The 20,167-nt window shown below is 61.9% G+C and carries 15 protein-coding genes; 6 read left to right on the forward strand and 9 right to left on the reverse strand.

Features of this window, described 5'->3' with window-relative positions; genetic code table 11:
* Nucleotides 1-139 precede the first annotated feature (139 nt).
* The 6 genes from LUB09_RS18735 to LUB09_RS18760 all read right to left on the reverse strand — a co-directional run bounded on the left by LUB09_RS18735 (nucleotide 140) and on the right by LUB09_RS18760 (nucleotide 5,899).
* The gene (locus LUB09_RS18735; protein WP_231423357.1) at nucleotides 140-1,138 is read right to left on the reverse strand and encodes an NAD(P)H-quinone oxidoreductase; all 999 of its coding nucleotides are present in this window, start codon (nucleotides 1,136-1,138) and stop codon (nucleotides 140-142) included.
* Nucleotides 1,139-1,301: 163 nt separating this feature from the next.
* Nucleotides 1,302-2,120, reverse strand: a complete 819-nt coding sequence (locus LUB09_RS18740; protein ID WP_209982546.1) for an alpha/beta fold hydrolase — start codon at nucleotides 2,118-2,120, stop codon at nucleotides 1,302-1,304.
* A 104-nt stretch (nucleotides 2,121-2,224) separates the two neighbouring features.
* The gene (pcsA, locus tag LUB09_RS18745) at nucleotides 2,225-2,941 is read right to left on the reverse strand and encodes a phosphatidylcholine synthase (RefSeq protein WP_003239175.1); all 717 of its coding nucleotides are present in this window, start codon (nucleotides 2,939-2,941) and stop codon (nucleotides 2,225-2,227) included.
* A 150-nt stretch (nucleotides 2,942-3,091) separates the two neighbouring features.
* The gene (locus LUB09_RS18750; RefSeq protein ID WP_209982544.1) at nucleotides 3,092-4,012 is read right to left on the reverse strand and encodes a class I SAM-dependent methyltransferase; all 921 of its coding nucleotides are present in this window, start codon (nucleotides 4,010-4,012) and stop codon (nucleotides 3,092-3,094) included.
* A 63-nt stretch (nucleotides 4,013-4,075) separates the two neighbouring features.
* Nucleotides 4,076-4,564, reverse strand: coding sequence for a DUF1289 domain-containing protein (locus LUB09_RS18755; protein ID WP_231423359.1), 489 nt, complete (start codon nucleotides 4,562-4,564; stop codon nucleotides 4,076-4,078).
* Nucleotides 4,565-4,648: 84 nt separating this feature from the next.
* Nucleotides 4,649-5,899 carry a ribonucleotide-diphosphate reductase subunit beta gene (locus tag LUB09_RS18760; RefSeq protein ID WP_209982540.1) on the reverse strand — a complete coding sequence of 417 codons (1,251 nt, stop codon included), beginning with the start codon at nucleotides 5,897-5,899 and terminating at the stop codon, nucleotides 4,649-4,651.
* A gap of 417 nt (nucleotides 5,900-6,316) precedes the next feature.
* On the opposite strand from LUB09_RS18760, the gene LUB09_RS18765 reads away from it, so the two are divergent.
* Both LUB09_RS18765 and LUB09_RS18770 read left to right on the forward strand, forming a co-directional pair.
* Nucleotides 6,317-8,413 (forward strand): putative bifunctional diguanylate cyclase/phosphodiesterase, encoded by a 2,097-nt coding sequence (locus LUB09_RS18765; RefSeq protein WP_231423362.1) that lies wholly within the window; start codon nucleotides 6,317-6,319, stop codon nucleotides 8,411-8,413.
* Nucleotides 8,414-8,467: 54 nt separating this feature from the next.
* Nucleotides 8,468-9,214: an SDR family oxidoreductase gene (locus LUB09_RS18770; protein ID WP_231423364.1), complete on the forward strand. Its 747-nt coding sequence runs from the start codon at nucleotides 8,468-8,470 to the stop codon at nucleotides 9,212-9,214.
* Here the strand turns inward: LUB09_RS18770 and mapR are convergent.
* Nucleotides 9,211-10,620: a GntR family transcriptional regulator MpaR gene (mapR, locus tag LUB09_RS18775; RefSeq protein ID WP_231423365.1), complete on the reverse strand. Its 1,410-nt coding sequence runs from the start codon at nucleotides 10,618-10,620 to the stop codon at nucleotides 9,211-9,213. The genes LUB09_RS18770 and mapR overlap by 4 nt on opposite strands.
* Before the next feature lie 135 nt (nucleotides 10,621-10,755).
* On the opposite strand from mapR, the gene LUB09_RS18780 reads away from it, so the two are divergent.
* Entirely contained in the window at nucleotides 10,756-11,250 is a 495-nt protein-coding gene (locus LUB09_RS18780; protein ID WP_209982532.1) for an MgtC/SapB family protein, read from the forward strand.
* 31 nt (nucleotides 11,251-11,281) lie between these two features.
* Here LUB09_RS18780 and LUB09_RS18785 read toward each other — a convergent pair whose 3' ends face one another.
* Nucleotides 11,282-11,914, reverse strand: coding sequence for a hypothetical protein (locus LUB09_RS18785; RefSeq protein WP_231423367.1), 633 nt, complete (start codon nucleotides 11,912-11,914; stop codon nucleotides 11,282-11,284).
* Nucleotides 11,915-12,119: 205 nt separating this feature from the next.
* Nucleotides 12,120-12,278 carry a hypothetical protein gene (locus LUB09_RS18790; RefSeq protein ID WP_209982529.1) on the reverse strand — a complete coding sequence of 53 codons (159 nt, stop codon included), beginning with the start codon at nucleotides 12,276-12,278 and terminating at the stop codon, nucleotides 12,120-12,122.
* Nucleotides 12,279-12,481: 203 nt separating this feature from the next.
* Between LUB09_RS18790 and LUB09_RS18795 the strand changes: the two genes are divergently transcribed.
* The 3 genes from LUB09_RS18795 to glgB all read left to right on the forward strand — a co-directional run bounded on the left by LUB09_RS18795 (nucleotide 12,482) and on the right by glgB (nucleotide 20,144).
* Nucleotides 12,482-14,470, forward strand: a complete 1,989-nt coding sequence (locus LUB09_RS18795; RefSeq protein ID WP_231423368.1) for an alpha-1,4-glucan--maltose-1-phosphate maltosyltransferase — start codon at nucleotides 12,482-12,484, stop codon at nucleotides 14,468-14,470.
* Between the two features lie 92 nt (nucleotides 14,471-14,562).
* Nucleotides 14,563-17,910 carry a maltose alpha-D-glucosyltransferase gene (gene treS, locus LUB09_RS18800; RefSeq protein WP_231423369.1) on the forward strand — a complete coding sequence of 1,116 codons (3,348 nt, stop codon included), beginning with the start codon at nucleotides 14,563-14,565 and terminating at the stop codon, nucleotides 17,908-17,910.
* Nucleotides 17,907-20,144 (forward strand): 1,4-alpha-glucan branching protein GlgB, encoded by a 2,238-nt coding sequence (gene glgB, locus LUB09_RS18805; protein WP_231423370.1) that lies wholly within the window; start codon nucleotides 17,907-17,909, stop codon nucleotides 20,142-20,144. The genes treS and glgB overlap by 4 nt, the downstream gene beginning before the upstream one ends.
* Nucleotides 20,145-20,167: the final 23 nt, after the last annotated feature.

Genomic DNA, 20,167 nt, shown 5'->3' on the forward strand with positions numbered 1-20,167 from the left:
TTTTGGTGCTGCTGCGCCCCCCAACGCAGGACAAGCCTGCTCGCCACAGGGAATCTGCGCTTAACTGAACGGCATGCCACAGGAGCCCGCTCTCCACTGAGCCCGCTCCCACAGAGGCAGCGGGATTTCCTTACTGGTTTTAAATCACTCGCAGCACGATCTTGCCGATGTGGTCGCCACCTTCCATGCGGGCATGGGCCTGGTCGGCCTGGGTGTAGTCGAACACCTGGTCGATGATCGGCAGGCAGCGTCCTTGCGCCAGCACCGGCCACACGTATTCGCGCAGCTGGTCGGCAATCGCGGCCTTTTCATCGGCGGTGCGTGCCCGCAGCAGCGAGCCGGTGATCACTGCGCGCTTGCTGAGGATGGTCAGCAGGTCGACGTCGTTGGCCTTGCCGCCGCCGAGGAAGCCCAGCATCACCAGGTGGCCGTCCATGCCCAGGGCCTTGAGGTTATTGTTGAGGTAGGAGGCGCCCATGATGTCGAGAATCACGTCCACGCCCTGATTATCGGTTTTCTTGGCGATCACGTCGGCGAAGTCCTGCTCGCGGTAATTGATCGGTTCGGCGCCCAGTTTGGCGATGGCCGCGCACTTGTCGGCACTGCCGGCGGTGGCGAAGGCCTGGATGCCGAACTCGCGGCACAGCATCAGCGCGGTAGTGCCGATGCCGCTGGTGCCGCCATGGATCAGCACGCGTTCGCCGGTGTGGGCATTGCCCAGGCCGAACAGGTTGGCCCAGACGGTAAAGAAGGTTTCCGGGACGGCTGCGGCCTGAATCCAGTCCATGCCCTCGGGGATCGGCAACGCCTGGCCAGCCGGCACCGTGCAGAACTGTGCGTAACCGCCGCCGTTGGTCAGGGCGCATACCCGGTCGCCCAGGCTGTATTGGGTGACACCGTCGCCCAGCGCCACCACTTCACCGGCCACTTCCAGGCCCGGGATCGGGCTCATGCCGGGTTTCATCGGGTATTTGCCGGCGCGTTGCAAGGCGTCGGGGCGGTTGACGCCGGCGGCGTGCACGCGAATCAGGAGGTCACCCGGGTCTGGGGTCGGCACGGCTTCCTGGCGTGGCTTGAGCACGTCAGGTCCGCCGAATTCGGTGATTTCAATCAGGGTCATGGTGTGGGGCAGTGTCATGGAGGGATACCTGTTGCAGTGAGCGTGTGTACTGGGACCGCAGCCTGCGGCGGTTGATTCCAACCATTGTCCAGCAACGGGCAGTGCGCGTCAGCCAGGGATCCGCAGGCCACTGTGGGAGAGAGGCTCCCACAGTGGCTGTGCGTTGCGTGCAAACGGTTGATCAGCGCTGCAGAAACGCCAACAGGTCTTCATTGAGCTGCTGGGTATGGGTCGCGGCAAACCCGTGGGGGGCGTCCTTGTACACCTTCAATTCAGCACCTTTGATCATCTGCGCCGCCACTTTGCCGGTGGTTTCGAACGGCACGATCTGGTCGCCGTCGCCATGGATCACCAGGGTCGGCACCTCGATTGTCGCCATGTCCGGGCGGAAGTCGGTTTGCGCGAACGCAGTGACGCAGTCGACGGTGGACTTGAGCGACGCCAGCAGGGCGATCTGCAGGGTTTGCGCCAGCACGCCCTGGGAAACCTGCTGGCCCTTGTTGATCCCGAAGAATGCGCTGCTGAAGTCGCTGATAAATTGCGCACGGTCCTTCAGCAGGCCGGCCTTGATACCGTCGAACACCTCAGCCGGCACGCCTGTTGGATAGTCCGGCTGCTGGCCGAAGATCGGCGTCACCGCACCCAGCAGCACCAGGCCTGCGACCCGGGCGTTGCCATGGCGCGCGATGTAGCGCGCCACGTCGCCGCCACCCATGGAGAAGCCGACCAGGGTCACGTCCGCAAGGTCCAGGTGCTCGATCAGTTGGGCGATATCGTCGGCGAAGGTGTCGTAGTCATTGCCGGTCCAGGGCTGGTCGGAGCGCCCGAAACCGCGACGGTCAAAGGCAATCGTGCGGTAGCCACGGCTGCTCAGGTACTCCATCTGGTATTCCCACATGTCGGCATCCAGTGGCCAGCCGTGGCTGAACAACACGGGCTTGCCGCTGCCCCAGTCCTTGAAGTAGATCCGGGTGCCGTCTTTGGCAACGAATGCGCTCATCTGAAACTCCCTTGTGCATTAAAGCCAGAGTGAAAAACTGCATCACTATTGCGTTAAATCCGGCACCGGGCTTGTACGGGCGTGCTTCGTTGCGCAATAACGGCTCAACGCCGCGCTTCGAGCCACTCAAGCCCGGTGCGCCACACGCAGATCCCGAGGAAGTACGCCGACATCAGCGACCACAGCCCGAACGTCCACGGGTTGGTGTTGGGGTGGTCCACGACCATCAGGAAACTGCACAGCAGCCAGATAGTGGTGACCGCAATGTTGATCGGCATGAAGCGCTTCACACGGAACGGGTGCAGGAACTTCATCGGGGTGACGGTCAGCAGGGCCAGGCCGATCACGGTGGTCAGGGTCACCCAGGCGTCCGGCTGGATGATGTAGACGCACAACGCGACCACGTTCCAGGCAGCCGGGAAACCGACGAAGTAGTTGTCCTTGCTCTTCATGTTGACGTTGCAGAAGCAGAACAGCGACGACACCAGGATCACCGACACGGTGAACAGGTGGGTAAATTCCGGCAGGTCGATGTAGCGATAGATAAACAGCGCGGGAATGAACACGTAGGTGAGGTAGTCGATGACCAGGTCCAGCACCGAGCCGTCAAAGCTGGGCAATACCGTGCTGACGTTGAGTTTGCGCGCCAGAGAGCCGTCGACGCCGTCCACCACCAGCGCCAGACCCAGCCACAGCAGGCAGGCCTTGGGCGAGTTTTCCAGGAGCGCCAGGGTGGCCAGGAAGGCCAGGACCACGCCGGTGGCGGTAAAGCCATGGGCGCCCCAGGCTTTGAGTCTGGCTACATGCAGGGTCGAGATCACGGGCGTTTCTCCAAAAGGTGTAACAGGGCAGCCGACAACGTGACGCCGTCGAGTCTGGCCGGGGGAATGCAGGTATCGACCGGGAATGGGGGGATAAGGTTCACCACCCCGATCTACCGCTTAGGTTAGCAAGCGTAGGACGTTTCGGCATCAGCCTTGGCGAAACACCAGGGCCTTCAACCCGCTCTGTGGGTCGATATCGGGGAATTCCGGCGGGTTTTCCAGGCGTTCTACAAAGCGCAGGCCCGGTGCTTCGCGGGTGACGCCGTCGATCAGGAAGTCTTCGCCAAACGCCGGATCGTTCATGCAGGCCAGCACCGTACCCTGCGCCGTGAGCAAATCCGGCAGGCGGCGCAGCACGCGCTGGTAGTCCTTGGTCAGCAGGAAGCTGCCTTTCTGGAAGGACGGCGGGTCGATGATCACCAGGTCGTACGGGCCGCTATGAGTGACCTTGGCCCAGGATTTGAACAGGTCGTGGCCCAGAAAGGTGACCTTGCCCAGGTCGTGACCGTTCAGGCGATGGTTGTCGCGACCTCGGCTCAGGGCGCCACGGGCCATGTCCAGGTTGACCACATGGGCCGCGCCGCCTTCGATAGCCGCCACCGAAAACCCGCAGGTGTAGGCAAACAGGTTGAGCACCCGTTGATCCCGGGCCTGTTCGCGCACCCAGTTGCGCCCATAGCGCATGTCGAGGAACAGGCCGCTGTTCTGCTTTTTACCGAGGTCGATCAGGTAGCGCAGGCCGCCTTCGGTGATGGTCAACTCGTCGATGGGCTCGCCCACCAGCCACTCGGTGGTGCTTTGCGGCAGGTAGCGGTGTTGCAGGGCGACGGCGCGCACACCCAGGGTTGCCCAGTCGATCTGCAACAGTTGCTGTTTCAAGGCGTCCAGCTGCTCGGTCTGCTTGAACAGCGCCACCAGCACCACGCCTTGCAGCCAGTCCACCGTCAACTGCTCAAGCCCCGGCCAGCAGCGGCCACGGCCGTGGAACAGGCGCCGGGTTTCAGCGGGCGCGTCGGCCAGGGCGGTCAGCAAATGGGCGTGCAGGGTGGCGAGTGCGTCTGGGGTCATCGGTGAGCGTCGGTGTTTGAGCGGGCCGCATTTTAAACACAATGACGAGGGGAGTGGGGCGGTTCAGGTGCTGGCGATCAGTGCCGGCCCGAATGCCTCCTGCAGAAACCCCGGCGCGATGTAGCGCTCGTAATGGGCCTCCGATAGCAGGAAAAACTCGCGGTCGATCGCATCGCGCAGCTCGCTGAGGCTGCGTTCGCGAAACTCCGGCAACAACGCCAGGCCATAGGCGTCCAAACGTGAAATCACCCGCGCGCCCCGGGCAATCAACTGATAGGCCCAGCAATACGGCGACTGGTGCGGCACATAGCGAATCTTGCGGTCTTCCAGCTGCTGGCGCAGGCGCTGGGGGTCGAACACTTCAAGCTTGCTGGTCATCACCTGCACCAGCAGTTGCTCAAGGCGCAGCCACACCGCCTGTTTTTCATCGGCGTTGTAGCCATTCCACTGGATGACTTCGTGGTGATAGCGCTTGCAGCCCCGGCACACCAGGTCACCGTAAACGGTGGAACACAGGCCTACGCAGGGGGTTTTGATGGTTTGATTGGGCATAAAAGGGTGTACACACGTTTAAAGAACACAGGCTCATGCGGGAGGGAGCATACCCCTCCCACATTTTTCCGGCGCTATGTTGATTCAGTCCCAGCTCAGCGCGCCGCCGGTCTGGTACTCGATCACGCGGGTTTCGAAGAAGTTTTTCTCTTTCTTCAAATCCATAATCTCGCTCATCCACGGAAACGGGTTAGTAGTCCCTGGGTACTCTTCCTTCAACCCAATCTGCGACAACCGGCGGTTAGCGATGAACTTGAGGTAATCCTCCATCATCGCGGCATTCATGCCGAGAACGCCGCGCGGCATGGTATCCCGCGCGTATTCAATCTCCAGTTGCGTCCCCTGCAGAATCATCTGGGTCGCTTCTTCCTTCATCTCGGCATCCCACAGGTGCGGGTTTTCGATTTTGATCTGGTTGATCACGTCGATACCGAAGTTCAGGTGCATCGACTCATCGCGCAGGATGTACTGGAACTGCTCGGCCACGCCGGTCATTTTGTTGCGGCGGCCCATGGACAGGATCTGGGTGAAGCCGCAGTAGAAGAAGATGCCTTCCAATACGCAGTAGTAGGCGACCAGGTTGCGCAGCAGCTCTTTGTCGGTGTCGACGGTGCCGGTTTCGAACTTCGGATCGGAGATCGAGCGGGTGTACTTGAGGCCCCAGGCTGCTTTTTTAGCGACCGATGGAATCTCGTGGTACATGTTGAAGATCTCGCCTTCATCCATGGCCAGGGATTCGATGCAGTATTGGTAGGCGTGGGTGTGGATCGCTTCTTCGAAGGCCTGGCGCAGGATGTACTGGCGGCATTCCGGGTTGGTGATCAGGCGGTACACGGCCAGCACCAGGTTGTTGGCGACCAGCGAGTCGGCGGTGGAGAAGAAGCCGAGGTTGCGCATGACGATGCGGCGTTCGTCGTCAGTAAGGCCTTCTGGGGTTTTCCACAGGGCGATGTCGGCGGTCATGTTGACCTCTTGCGGCATCCAGTGGTTGGCGCAGCCGTCGAGGTACTTTTGCCAGGCCCAGTCGTATTTGAAAGGCACGAGCTGGTTGAGGTCGGCGCGGCAGTTGATCATGCGCTTTTCGTCGACGGCGACGCGGGCGGCGGAGCCTTCGAGTTCGGCGAGGCCTTCGGCGACGTCGAGTTTGTCCAGCGCTGCCTTGGCGCGGATGATCGCCGCCGAGTCGTTGGCGGTCACGTTGCGCGCTTCAAGGGCAGCCGCGGCGCCGGCACCGTCGAGACGGTCCATGTTGGCTTCACTGGCATGGCCGGCGTTGGCGCCCCTGATGACGGCTTCGCCAGTGTCCTCGTTGTCGACTTCATCCCAACTCAGCATTGAAATATTCCTTCCTGATCGCTTGAAATACTGCACAGAGTGTGGTCGAGAAATACCGACGCTGCACACTATGTAGTGGTCTGGCCTGCTAGTGGGCACACTATATGGTGTGTAACCCAGCTGGTCAATGAGCTGCGCGGATTGGGAAATGTGGCAGCGGGCTTGCTCGTGAATGCGCGGTCCCAGACACTCTATCTGTGACTGATCCACCGCTTTCGCAAGCAAGCCCGCTCCCACAGTGGGTTTTGCGTGGATCAGATGGAGCCGGCTGTGCTTCGCAAAAGCCGCGCAATTGACGTCAAAAAACCGATAGTGGCGATTTGATAATTAATCGCCTGTTCAAGAATTATTCTCGCTACAATCCGCCGCTTTGCCACTTGGTACGGTCGTGTCAAACCAGTGCCCGCGAGAAGTCCCATGCTGATCGGTAGTTATTCACCCGCCCTTATCGCCATTTCCCTGTGTGTTGCCATCCTTGCGTCCTACACCGCCCTTGACCTCACGGGGCGGATTGCCACGGCCAGGGGCAGCGCCATTTATCTGTGGATTGCCGGCGGTGCGTTGGCAATGGGGGTGGGCGTATGGTCGATGCATTTTATCGGAATGCTGGCCCTGCGCCTGCCGTTTGCTCTGGGCTTTGATGTGGGCATTACCGCGCTGTCGCTGTTGATCGCCGTGCTGTCCAGCGGCTTTGCGTTATGGCTGGTCAGCCAGCCGCGTCTGCCCGTCTGGCAATTGGCATTCGGCGCGCTGATTATGGGCGCCGGTATTGCCAGCATGCACTACACCGGCATGGCTGCCATGCGCATGACGCCCGGTATCGATTACGACCCCACGCTGTTGGGTGCCTCGCTGCTGATCGCGGTGATAGCGTCCGGCGCGGCGTTGTGGATTGCGTTCAACCTGCGGCGCAATACCCCTTATGTGCGGCTGGCGCGAGGCGGTGCGGCCATGGTGATGGGCGTCGCGATTGTCGGCATGCACTACACCGGCATGGCCGCGGCGCGGTTTGCCGACGACAGTTTCTGTGGCGCAGCCTTGAACGGCCTGAGCGGCAGGGGCCTGGACAATCTGGAGTTGGTCACGTCGCTGGCGGTGCTGCTCATTGCGCTGCTCACCTCGCTGCTGGACGCCCGTCTGCAGGCGCGTACCGCCGTGCTCGCCCATTCCCTGGCCCTGGCCAACCAGGAACTGACCCACCTGGCCCTGCATGACACGCTCACCGGGCTGCCCAACCGGACCTTGCTCGCCGACCGCATTGCGCAGGCGATGCAGGCGGTAAGGGAGCAGGGCGGTTGCTTTGCGCTGATGTTCATTGACCTGGACGGTTTCAAACCGGTCAACGATGCTTTTGGCCATCACTTGGGCGACCTGCTGCTGCGCGACGTCGGCCAGCGCCTGCGCGAGGACCTGCGCAGCCAGGACACCCTGGCGCGTATCGGCGGCGATGAGTTCGTGCTGCTGGTGCAACTGACACAGCCGGCCGACGCGTTGGGCCTGGCCGAGCGCCAGGTGGTGTTGATCAATCGCGCATTCCAGGTGGCCGAGCATGACCTGAAAATTTCCGCCAGCGTCGGCATCGCCCTGTTTCCGGGCAATGGCAACAGCCCTCAGGAACTGTTGATGAACGCCGACGCCGCCATGTATCACGCCAAGGGCCTGGGCAAGAACGGCTACAGCTTCTTTGAAGCCTCGATGAACACCAACGCGCGCAAGCAACTGCAACTGTTGCAGGACCTGCGCAACGCCCTGGAGCTCGAGCAATTTCAACTGTATTACCAGCCCAAGTTCGACGCGGTCAGTGGCATGCCGGTCGGCGCCGAGGCGCTGCTGCGTTGGGAGCACCCGCAACAGGGCCTGCTGCTGCCCGTCAGTTTTATCGAACTGGCGGAAAAGACCGGTCTGATCATCCCGATCGGCGAGTGGGTGCTCAATGAAGCCTGCCGCCAGATGCGCATGTGGTACGCCCAGGGCTATGAAGACTGGCGCATCGCGGTCAATCTGTCGGCGTTGCAGTTCGGTCATGCCGGGCTGGTCAAGAGCGTTGCCGCCGCGCTGGCACGTCACCAGTTGCCGGCCAACAGCCTGACCCTGGAAATCACCGAGACCACGGCCATGAGCGACGCCGATGCGAGCATGACAGTATTGCAGCAGCTCTCGGAGATGGGCGTCGACTTGTCCATCGACGATTTCGGCACCGGCTACTCGAGTCTCATGTACCTCAAGCGCCTGCCAGCCAACGAACTGAAGATCGACCGCGGTTTTGTACGCGACCTGGAGCACGACAGCGACGACGCCGCCATTGTGTCCGCCATCGTTGCACTGGGCCAGGCGTTGGGCCTGCGGATTGTCGCCGAAGGCGTGGAGACCGATGCGCAGCAGCATTTCCTCACGCGGCTGGGCTGCAACGCGCTGCAAGGCTACCTGCTCGGCCATCCGTTACCGGCGGCAGGCTTCATGGCCGATATCCAGCGCGCGCAAGCATTCCTCGAGCCTGACAAATACCGGGCGTGACGGTTACTCTTGGATCCAACCGCAAACATCAGGGTATTTCAGGAGATCGCTGGCATGGACAAAGTCGTCATCATTACCGGAGGCAGCCGCGGAATCGGCGCCGAGACGGCCTTGCTCGCCGCCCGCGAAGGCTATCGCATCTGCATCAATTACCAGTCTGACGAAACCGCCGCCCAGGCGGTGCTGGAACAGGTGCGCGCCCTGGGCGCCGAGGCGATTGCGGTGCGCGCCGATGTCAGTATCGAAGATGAAGTGATCGCGCTGTTCAGCCGGGTCGACGCCGAGCTGGGCCGTGTCACCGCGCTGGTGAACAACGCCGGCACGGTGGGGCACAAGTCGCGGGTGGAGGACATGTCCGAGTTCCGCATCCTCAAGGTCCTCAAGACCAACGTGTTGGGGCCGATCCTCTGCGCCAAACAGGCGCTGCTGCGCATGTCGCCACGCCATGGCGGGCAGGGCGGCAGTATCGTCAATGTGTCGTCGGTAGCGGCGCGTCTGGGGTCGCCCGGCGAGTATTTCGACTACGCCGCCTCCAAGGGCGCGCTCGACACCTTCACCCTGGGCCTGTCCCGGGAAGTGGCGGGCGAGGGTATCCGGGTCAACGCGGTGCGCCCCGGCTACATCTTCACCGACTTCCACGCCCTGAGCGGCGACCCGGACCGCGTCAGCAAGCTCGAGCCCGGCATTCCCATGGCCCGTGGCGGGCGGCCGGATGAAGTGGCCGAGGCGATTATCTGGTTGCTGTCGGACAAGGCTTCGTATGCAACCGGCACCTTTATCGACCTGGGCGGCGGCCGCTAGAGCGACTGCACAAGCCGCCCCAGGGTCTGCATCGCTGTCTCGGACGCCGCGGTCCAGGGGCTGCCGTAATTCAAGCGGATACAGTGGCGAAAGCGCCGGGTCGCCGAGAAGATCGGCCCAGGCGCCAGGCTGATGCCTTGGGCCAGGGCCCGTTGGAAGAGTTTCAGCGAGTCGGTCTGCTCCGGCAGTTCCAGCCACAGGAAATAGCCGCCGGTGGGCTGGCTGACGCGGGTCTGTGCCGGAAAGTGGCGGGCAATGGCGGCCAGCATGGCGTGTTGCTGTTCTTCCAGGGCATAGCGCAGTCTGCGCAGGTGGCGGTCATAACCGCCGTGTTGCAGGTAATCGGCGATGGCCGCCTGGGCCGGCATCGACGGGCACAACGAGGTCATCAGCTTGAGACGCTCGACCTTCTGCGCATAGCGCCCGGCCGCGACCCAGCCCACCCGATAACCCGGCGCCAGGCTCTTGGCAAACGAGCCGCAATGCATCACCAACCCGTCTGTGTCGAAGGCCTTGGCCGGTTTCGGCGCGTGTTGCCCGTAATACAACTCGGCGTACACATCGTCTTCGATCAACGGCACCTGGTGGCTGCGCAGCAGTTCCACCAACGCCTGCTTTTTGGCCTGCGGCAAGGTGGCGCCCATGGGGTTCTGAAAGCTGGTCATGGTCCAGCAGGCCTTGATCGGGTAGCGCGCCAGGGCTTGGGCGAGGGCGTCCAGGTCGATGCCATCGCGCGGGTGCACGGGAATTTCCACGGCCTTGAGCTTCAGCCGCTCGAGTACTTGCAGGCAGGCGTAGAACGCTGGCGCTTCGATGGCAACCAGATCGCCCGGCTCGGTCACGGCCTGCAGGCACAGGTTGAGCGCTTCCAGGGCGCCGTTGGTGATCAGCAGTTCTTCCATCGGCACCACCAGCCCGCCGACGCTGTAGCGCAGCGCGATTTGCCGGCGCAGTTGCGGGTTGCCCGGCGACATGTCGGTGACCACCAGGCGCGGGTCCATTTCGCGAGCGGCGCGGGCCAGGGAACGGGCCAGGCGCGGCAACGGGAACAGCAGCGGGCTGGGAAAGGCTGAGCCGAACGGCACCGTATTAGGGTCTTTGATGGAGTCAAGCACCGAAAACACCAGCTCACTCACATCCACCTCGGTGGAGTCGCGCACCGGCTCGCTCGGCATCGGCTCGGCCAGCGGGCTGGGCGCATGGGTGTTGACGAAATAACCCGAGCGCGGCCGCGCGCGGATCAGGCCACGGCGCTCGAGCAGGTAATAAGCCTGGAACACCGTGGAGGGGCTGACGCCGTAGGTCTGGCTGGCGTAGCGCACGGAAGGCACACGCTGACCAGGCCCGAGCACGCCGGAGCGGATCAGTTCTGCAATGGCATCGGCAAATTTTTCGTAGCGTTTCATCGGGCCTTAAAACAGGTTCAGTGGGTAATCGGACCGGAAGGTAGCAGCAGGCTCGCCGATGTCCAGGCGTTACAGGCAACTGACTGGCGGTCGCCGCTGTCCATCTTTTACCAACAATCACAAAGGAGCGCATCCATGGACGCATGGTGGCAAGAAGCGTGGCTGACCCTGCAGGCCGAATTCGCCGATATCGGCGATGCAAAACAGGTCACCCAGATGACCGTGCGGCTGTTGATGGCGGCCATTCTCGGCGGCATCCTCGGTTTTGAGCGCGAGAGCAAGGGCAAGGCGGCCGGGATACGCACGCACATGCTGGTGGCGCTGGGCGCGGCGCTGTTCGTGCTGGTGCCGCAGATGTCCGGTAACCAGGCCGATGCCATGAGCCGCGTGGTGCAGGGCGTGATCGCCGGCATCGGCTTTTTGGGCGCGGGCACCATCATCAAGGGCAAGGATGAGGACGCGGGCCACGTCAAAGGGCTGACCACCGCAGCAGGGCTTTGGATGACCGCCGCGATTGGCGTCGCGGCCGGCCTGGGCCGGGAATCCACAGCATTGTTGAGTACCTTGCTGGCCCTGGCGGTGTTCAGCGTGATGCCGCGGATCGTGCGTGCGTTCGAGAAGGACGAGTGACTACCGATTCGGGTCAACGGGTCCGGTTCTTTCACCTGACCGCATACCCTCGCGACAAATCCTGCGCGCGCTCTGTAAGGTGCGCATCCTGCAACGACTCGAGTATGTTTTTCACCAACTTGGCTATTTCACTGAGGTGCGTGCATTTGGACTGAAGGTCATGCATCCCGTGCAGGATATGCGGGGCGATTTCATTATGGAAGAAACCGCGAGCCAAATCAGAGCCCTTCTCCCACGGGGCTTTAAGCATGCTGATCGTCAACTCGAACAGTTCTGCCTCCACGGCTTTGCGATAGTCCTCGACATGCTTCCACTCGACGGGGGTTGATACCTTATCGATCGAGCCGCTATTAAAACGGGTTTCGATATGGGCAAGCGCCTTGATGTGAGATTTCGCCTTGGGGCCGGTTGCCAGGCGCTTGATGTTGTCCGGGGTCAGCAATGCGTCGATTTTCTCGAAGTAATCCTTTGACTCTTTCGAATCCAGGTTACGCATCATGTGGTCAATGGTATTACGGTCCACACGGGCGCTTATATCCTCAAGGTGTCGCTCCAGGTAGAGCGCAGGCGTGGATACCTCGGGTTGCTTGAGCGGGTGGGGGCTGGTCGGGGCGGTGTGAGGTGCGTTGAACGCAAAGGCCGGCGGTGCGCTGATGGTCGTCATGCTGATTCCTCATAAACAGATTGGATTACGTCTTGCCTGATGCGTGACGTTCAGGCGAGCGAAAAATCAGTATGAGAACCCGCACGTTCGTTGGAGTTAGGACTAGAGCTTTTTATCGAGTGGGAAATTGCCACGATCAAGGTCCGCTTGCGCAACCCGGTTGCGTAGTCTGCGCAAGCGAATGCGGAACACCGCGTGGAAAGCCTCAAAGAACCACTGGCGGTTCACCTCCAGGCGGCTCCTGCACCGGTGGCGGCTGGTTTTCCGGCGGTTCCTGTTCAGGAACCGGCGGCGGTTCAACAGGCGGTAACGTTGGGTCGTCAATATTGGGGTCGGGTGTCTCAGCCGGAATCGGAATAGTCATGGTGTGGCCTCCTTTGTGCTTTGCTCCAGCGGTGGACAACCGCGTGGCGGATTTGATTCCCGCCCGGTGGCGGCATATCCGCCTGAACTTTTCTCTCGCACACAGGCTCGGACCTAAGACGGCCCCGCTCAGGGAGAGCGCCGCCGTATCAGAATTCGGATCAAGCAAAAGAGCGTCCACAGGGCGTAAGGGGAAGATGCTCGATGACTGCTGAAACACTGGCTTCAGATAACTGCGCATTACCATTGTCCCAGGCCTTGCTGCTGCCCAGGATCGCCATTGAAGACACCACGCCCGTGATCGACGGCGGCGAATTTGCCGTAAAAGCCGTGGTGAACCAGCGCGTGAACGTCACCAGCAAGGTGTTTGCCGACGGCCACGACAAGCTGGCTGTATTGATTCGCTGGCGCCCGTTGCACGAAGAAACCTGGCACAGCGTGGTGATGGCCGATGTTGGCAACAACGGCTGGGAGGGCGCGTTTACCGTTACCGAGCAAGGCCCGCATGAGTTCTGCATCGAAGCCTGGATCGATACCTTCGCCAGTTTCTGCTATGAACTGCGCAAGAAGCACGAAGCCGGTGTACCGGTCAGCCTCGAGCTGCAGGAGGGCCGCAGCCTGGTGCTGCAGGCTGCCGAGCGCAGTGACAACGAGCTGCGCGACCGTCTGATGCTGCTGCACCACCAACTCTCCGGCCTGCTGGAAACCGAGCAGGTTGCGCAGTTCCTGCACGAAGACAGTGCACACCTGATGACCCAGGCCGACCACCGCGCCTATCTGAGCATCAGCACCGTCTACCCGATTGATGTGGAACGTGAACGTGCGCAGTTCGCCAGTTGGTACGAGCTGTTTCCGCGCTCGATCACCGATGATCCGGCGCGCCATGGCACCTTCAACGATGTGCACTCTCGTTTGTCGATGATCCATGACATGGGCTTCGACGTGCTCTACTTTCCGCCCATCCATCCCATTGGCCGCAGCCACCGCAAGGGGCCCAACAATTCACTGCATGCCGGCCCCGATGACCCCGGCAGCCCGTATGCCATCGGCAGCGAGGACGGCGGTCACGAGGCGATTCACCCGCAACTGGGCAGCCGTGATGATTTCCGCCGCCTGGTGAAGGCCGCCGCCGACCATGGCCTGGAAATCGCCCTCGACTTCGCTATCCAGTGTTCCCAGGACCACCCATGGCTCAAGCAGCACCCGGGCTGGTTCAACTGGCGCCCGGACGGCACGATCAAATATGCGGAAAACCCGCCGAAAAAGTACCAGGATATCGTCAACGTCGATTTCTACGCTGCCGACGCCATTCCCGGCTTGTGGACAGAGCTGCGCGACGTTGTGGTGGGCTGGGTGGAAGAGGGCGTGAAGACTTTTCGCGTCGACAACCCGCACACCAAGCCGTTGCCGTTCTGGCAATGGCTGATCAGCGATGTGCGCGCCAAATACCCCGAGGTGATCTTCCTTGCGGAAGCCTTTACCACGCCGGCGATGATGGCGCGCCTGGGCAAGGTCGGCTATTCCCAGAGCTACACCTACTTCACCTGGCGCAACACCAAGGCCGAGTTGAGCGAGTATTTCACCCAGCTCAACCAGTCGCCGTGGCGTGAGTGCTACCGGCCGAACTTCTTCGTCAACACGCCGGACATCAACCCTGGCTTTCTGCACGAATCCGGCCGTCCGGGCTTCCTGATCCGCGCCGCGCTGGCCACCATGGGCTCGGGCCTGTGGGGGATGTATTCGGGCTTTGAGTTGTGCGAAGCGGCACCCGTGCCCGGCAAGGAAGAGTACCTGGACTCGGAGAAGTACGAGATTCGCCCGCGCGACTTCACCGCGCCGGGCAACATCATTGCCGAAATCGCCCAACTCAACCGCATCCGCCGCCAGAACCCGGCCCTGCAGACACACCTGGGGCTCAAGCTCTACAACGCCTGGAACGACAACATCCTGTATTTCGGCAAGCGCAGCGAAGATGGCAGCAACTTCATCCTGGTGGCGGTCAACCTCGATCCGTTCAATGCCCAGGAAGCTCACTTCGAATTGCCGCTATGGGAAATGGGCCTGCCGGACGATGCGCAGACCCAGGGCGAGGACCTGATGAACGGCCATCGCTGGACCTGGTACGGCAAGAGCCAGTGGACCCGTCTCGATCCGCAGATGCCGTTTGGGATCTGGCGCATTACCGCGTCTTAAGCCTGCCGAGGTCAAAGGTGGGAAGGAGCTTGCTCCCTCCCACATTGACCGGATTGCGTCAGCACGTTTTTTCGAGTTTTCAGGAGTGTCCAATGGCGAAGAAACCCAAGGCAGCCACGTTCATCAAGGATCCGCTCTGGTACAAGGACGCGGTGATCTACCAGGTTCACGTCAAATCCTATTTCGACTCCAACAATGACGGGATCGGCGACTTTCCCGGGCTGATCGCCAAACTTGATTACATCGCCGATCTGGGCGTCAACACCATCTGGCTGTTGCCGTTTTACCCCTCGCCACGCCGCGACGACGGTTACGACATTGCCGAATACCGTGGCGTGCACAGCGACTACGGAACCATGGCCGATGCCCGGCGCTTCATTGCCGAGGCGCACAAGCGCGGGTTGCGGGTCATCACCGAGCTGGTGATCAACCACACCTCCGACCAGCACCCCTGGTTCCAGCGTGCGCGCAAGGCCAAGCCCGGTTCGGCCGCGCGGGATTTCTATGTCTGGTCCGATGACGACCAGAAGTACGACGGCACCCGCATCATTTTCCTCGACACCGAAAAGTCCAACTGGACCTGGGACCCGGTGGCCGGTCAATACTTCTGGCACCGCTTCTATTCGCACCAGCCGGACCTCAACTTTGACAACCCGCAAGTCATGAAAGCCGTGCTGTCGGTGATGCGCTACTGGCTGGACATGGGCATCGACGGCCTGCGTCTGGACGCGATTCCCTACCTGATCGAGCGCGATGGCACCAACAACGAGAACCTGCCGGAAACCCACGGCGTGCTCAAGCAGATCCGCGCCGAGATCGACGCGCATTACCCCGACCGCATGCTGCTGGCCGAAGCCAACCAGTGGCCTGAAGATACACAGCTGTACTTTGGTGACAAAAAGGGCGACGACGGCGACGAATGCCACATGGCCTTTCACTTCCCGCTGATGCCGCGCATGTACATGGCGCTGGCCCAGGAAGATCGCTTTCCGATCACCGATATTTTGCGCCAGACCCCGGAGATCCCGGCCAATTGCCAATGGGCAATTTTCCTGCGCAACCACGACGAGCTGACCCTGGAGATGGTCACCGACAAGGAACGCGACTACCTGTGGAACTACTACGCCGCCGACCGCCGCGCGCGTATCAACCTAGGTATTCGTCGGCGCCTGGCGCCGTTGATGGAGCGCGACCGCCGCCGCGTCGAGCTGCTCAACAGCCTGCTGCTGTCGATGCCCGGCACGCCGACCCTGTATTACGGCGATGAAATCGGCATGGGCGACAACATCTACCTGGGCGACCGCGACGGTGTGCGTACGCCCATGCAGTGGTCCATCGACCGTAATGGCGGCTTCTCCCGCGCCGACCCGGCGAGTCTGGTGCTGCCGCCGATCATGGACCCGCAATACGGCTACCAGTCGGTCAACGTCGAGACCCAGGCCCAGGACCCGCACTCGCTGCTCAACTGGACGCGGCGCATGCTCGCAGTGCGCAAGCAGTCCAAGGCGTTCGGTCGCGGCAGCCTGAAAATGCTCTCGCCGAGCAACCGTCGCATCCTCGCCTATACCCGCGAGTTCACCGGCGAGGACGGGCGCACGGAAATCATATTGTGCGTGGCCAACGTGTCACGCAGCGCCCAGGCGGCGGAGCTGGACCTGTCGGCATTCGCCGGCATGGTCCCGGTGGAGATGCTCGGCGGCAATGCGTTCCCACCGATTGGCCAACTCAACTTCCTGCTGACCCTGGCGCCGTACGGCTTCTACTGGTTTGTGCTGGCCGCCGAGAATCAGATGCCCAGCTGGCATGTCGAGCCGGCGCAGAGCATTCCCGACTTCACCACTTTGGTACTGAAAAAACGCATGGAAGAATTGCTCGAAGAACCTTGCCGCAACACCCTCGAACACGACTCACTGCCGCTGTGGCTGCCCAAGCGCCGCTGGTTTGCCGGCAAGGACGCCACCATCGACAGCGTGCACATCGCTTACGGCGTGCGGTTTGGCGACCCGGAGCATCCGGTGTTGCTCAGCGAAATCGAGGTGAGCAGCGGCGGGCAGGTGAGCCGTTATCAGTTGCCGTTCGGTTTGCTGCGCGAAGACCAGTTCACCAGCGCCTTGCCCCAGCAATTGGCCCTGGCCCGCGTACGGCGCACCCGCGAGGTAGGTTTGGTAACCGATGCGTTCAGCCTCGAGCATTTCATTCGTGCGGTGATCCAGGCCCTGCAGGCCGGCAGCGTGCTTGACAGCAGCGACGGTGCCCTGCGCTTTGCAGCGACCCCGCACCTGGACGCGCTGCAACTGAGCAGCGACGTATCGGTTCGTTACCTCTCTGCCGAGCAGTCCAACAGCTCGGTGGTGGTGGGTGAACGCCTGGTGCTCAAGCTGATCCGCAAAGTCAGCGCCGGGGTGCACCCCGAGCTTGAAATGAGCGCTTACCTCACCGAGGCCGGCTACCCGAATATCTCGCCGCTGATGGGGTCGATGATTCGGCGTGACGCTGAGGGCGAGGACAACCTGCTGATGATCGCCCAGGGTTACCTGAGCAACCAGGGCGATGCGTGGAGCTGGACCCAGAACAACCTGGAGCGAGCGATCCGCGACGAACTGGCCGAGGCCATGTCCGATCAAGAGCAGCATTACAACGCTCTGGGCGAGCTGGCGGACTTTGCCGGCCTGCTCGGCCAGCGTCTGGGCGAAATGCACGGCGTGCTGGGTGCGCCCACTGAAAACAAGGACTTCAGGCCAGAAACCACCTCGACCAAGGACACCCAGGCCTGGGCCAAGGACGTGGGCGCGCAGATCGAACGCGCCCTGCAATTGCTCAAGCTCAACCAACATCAGTTGAACCCCGCTGATCAGACGCTGGTCAGTGAACTACTGGCGCAGAAAAAAGCCATCGGCAGCCAGGTCCAGGCATTGGCGAAAGCCACGCTGGGCGGGCTGCGCATTCGCGTGCACGGTGACTTGCACCTGGGCCAGGTGCTGGTGGTGAAGGGCGATGCCTACCTGATCGACTTCGAGGGCGAGCCGGCAAGGCCGCTGCATGAGCGGCGCGGCAAGCACAGCCCCTACAAGGATGTGAGCGGTGTGTTGCGTTCGTTTGATTACGCGGCCGCCATGGCGCTGAACGTGCAGGGGGTGGATCACTCCCCCGAAGCGGACCTTGCGCGCAAACGCGTGACCGATCGCTACCTCAAGGAGGCGCGCCAGGCATTTATCCAGGCCTATGAGGCCGCTGCGTCTACACTGGCGCATGACTGGCAGGACGCCAAAGGCCAGGACGCCGCGCTGACACTGTTCAGCCTGGAGAAAGCTGCGTACGAAGTGGCTTACGAAGCGGAAAATCGCCCGACCTGGTTGGCGGTGCCATTACAAGGCTTGCACGCATTGTTGAGCGGGCTTGCCCCTATATCGAAAACTGCACGCGGTGGGGAGACGTCATGAGTTATATCAATAAAGAACCGCTGCAGCCCAAGTTGACTGCAATGCCGGCGTCCAGAGACGTTGAAGCGCTGGTGCGCGCCGAGCACCCGGACCCGTTCTCGATTCTGGGCCCACATGATGATGAGCAGGGCGGGCAATTCATCCGCGCGTTCCTGCCCGAAGCCCTGAGTGTGCAGGTCTTGACACGCGACGGCGGCGAATCGATCGGCAGCCTGGAGGCGACTCAGGTGCCGGGCCTGTTCATCGGGCACTTTGCCACGCGTCAGGATTACCTGTTGAAAATCCAGTGGGCCGGCGGTGAGCAGATCACCGAAGACCCCTACAGCTTCAGCCAGCTGCTGCTCGGTGAAATGGACCTGTACCTGTTTGCCGAAGGCAATCACCGCGACCTTGGCAGTTGCCTGGGCGCCCAGGTGACCAGTGTCGACGGTGTGCACGGCGTACGGTTTGCCGTGTGGGCGCCAAACGCCCGGCGCGTGTCGGTGGTGGGCGATTTCAATATCTGGGACGGTCGCCGTCATCCGATGCGCCTGCGGCACCCGTCGGGCGTGTGGGAACTCTTTATCCCGCGCCTGCAGCCGGGTGCGGCTTACAAATACGAGATTCTCGGCGCCCACGGTATCCTGCCGCTCAAGGCCGACCCCATGGCCCTGGCCACTCAGCTGCCGCCCGACACCGCGTCCAAAGTGGCGCCACCGCTGCAGGTGGATTGGCAGGACCACGACTGGATGCAGGCGCGCCCCGACAAGCAGAAACCCTCGGCGCCGCTGTCGATCTACGAGCTGCACGTGGGCTCCTGGCAATGCGAGCTGGACGAGGCGGGTGAGGTTTCGCGCCAGTACGGCTGGCGTGAACTGGCCGAGCGGTTGATTCCTTATGTGCAGGAGTTGGGCTTCACCCATATCGAGCTGATGCCGATTATGGAGCACCCGTTTGGCGGTTCGTGGGGTTATCAGGCGTTGTCGCAGTTTGCACCGAGCGCGCGGTTTGGCTCGCCGGAAGATTTTGCGTACTTCGTCAACGCCTTGCACCAGGCCGATATCGGCGTGATTCTCGACTGGGTACCGGCGCATTTCCCGACCGACACCCATGGCCTGGCGCAATTCGACGGCACCGCGCTGTACGAATACGCCAACCCGCTGGAAGGCTTCCATCAGGACTGGGACACGCTGATCTATAACCTGGGCCGCACCGAAGTGCACGGCTTCATGTTGGCGTCGGCGCTGCATTGGCTCAAGCATTTCCACATCGACGGTCTGCGCGTGGATGCGGTGGCATCGATGCTCTACCGCGACTATTCGCGCAAGGCCGGTGAATGGGTGCCCAACCGCCACGGCGGGCGGGAAAACCTCGAGGCCATCGACTTTTTGCGCCACTTGAACGACGTGGTCGCCCTCGAAGCGCCTGGCGCGCTGGTGATTGCCGAAGAGTCCACGGCCTGGCCCGGCGTCAGCCAGCCGACCCAGCAGGGCGGTCTGGGCTTCAATTACAAGTGGAACATGGGCTGGATGCACGATTCGCTGCATTACATCCAGCAGGACCCGGTGTACCGCGCCCATCATCACAATGAGCTGAGCTTCGGCCTGGTGTATGCCTGGTCCGAGCGCTTCATTTTGCCGATCTCTCACGATGAAGTGGTGCACGGCAAGCACTCGCTGATCGACAAGATGCCCGGCGACCGCTGGCAGAAATTCGCCAACCTGCGGGCCTACCTGAGTTTCATGTGGATGCACCCGGGCAAGAAACTGCTGTTCATGGGCTGCGAGTTTGGCCAGTGGCGCGAGTGGAATCACGATCAGCAGCTGGACTGGTACCTGCTGCAGTACCCGGAACACCGGGGCGTGCAGAAGCTGGTGGGCGATTTGAACCGCCTGTACCGCGAGGAACCGGCGCTGCACGAGCAGGACGATGCGCCGCAGGGCTTCCAGTGGCTGATCGGCGACGACGCCATCAACAGCGTTTTTGCCTGGCTGCGCTGGAGCAAGGACGGCAAACCGGTGCTGGTGGTGGCCAACTTTACCCCGGTGCCCCGTGAGGGCTACACCGTGGGCGTGCCGTTTGCCGGGCGCTGGAGCGAGGTGATCAACAGTGATGCGGACACCTACGCAGGTTCCAATTTTGGCAACGGCGGTGGCGTCTTCACCCACGATGAGCCACGCCATGGGCAACCGGTGTCGCTGTCGTTGAATCTGCCACCGCTGGGCGTACTGATTTTGCGCCCTGAGTTGAGTTAAAAGGCTCTACCGTGCTGGATTCA

Origin of the sequence: Pseudomonas sp. Leaf59, assembly GCF_920984685.1 — a bacterium.
Lineage (GTDB): Bacteria > Pseudomonadota > Gammaproteobacteria > Pseudomonadales > Pseudomonadaceae > Aquipseudomonas.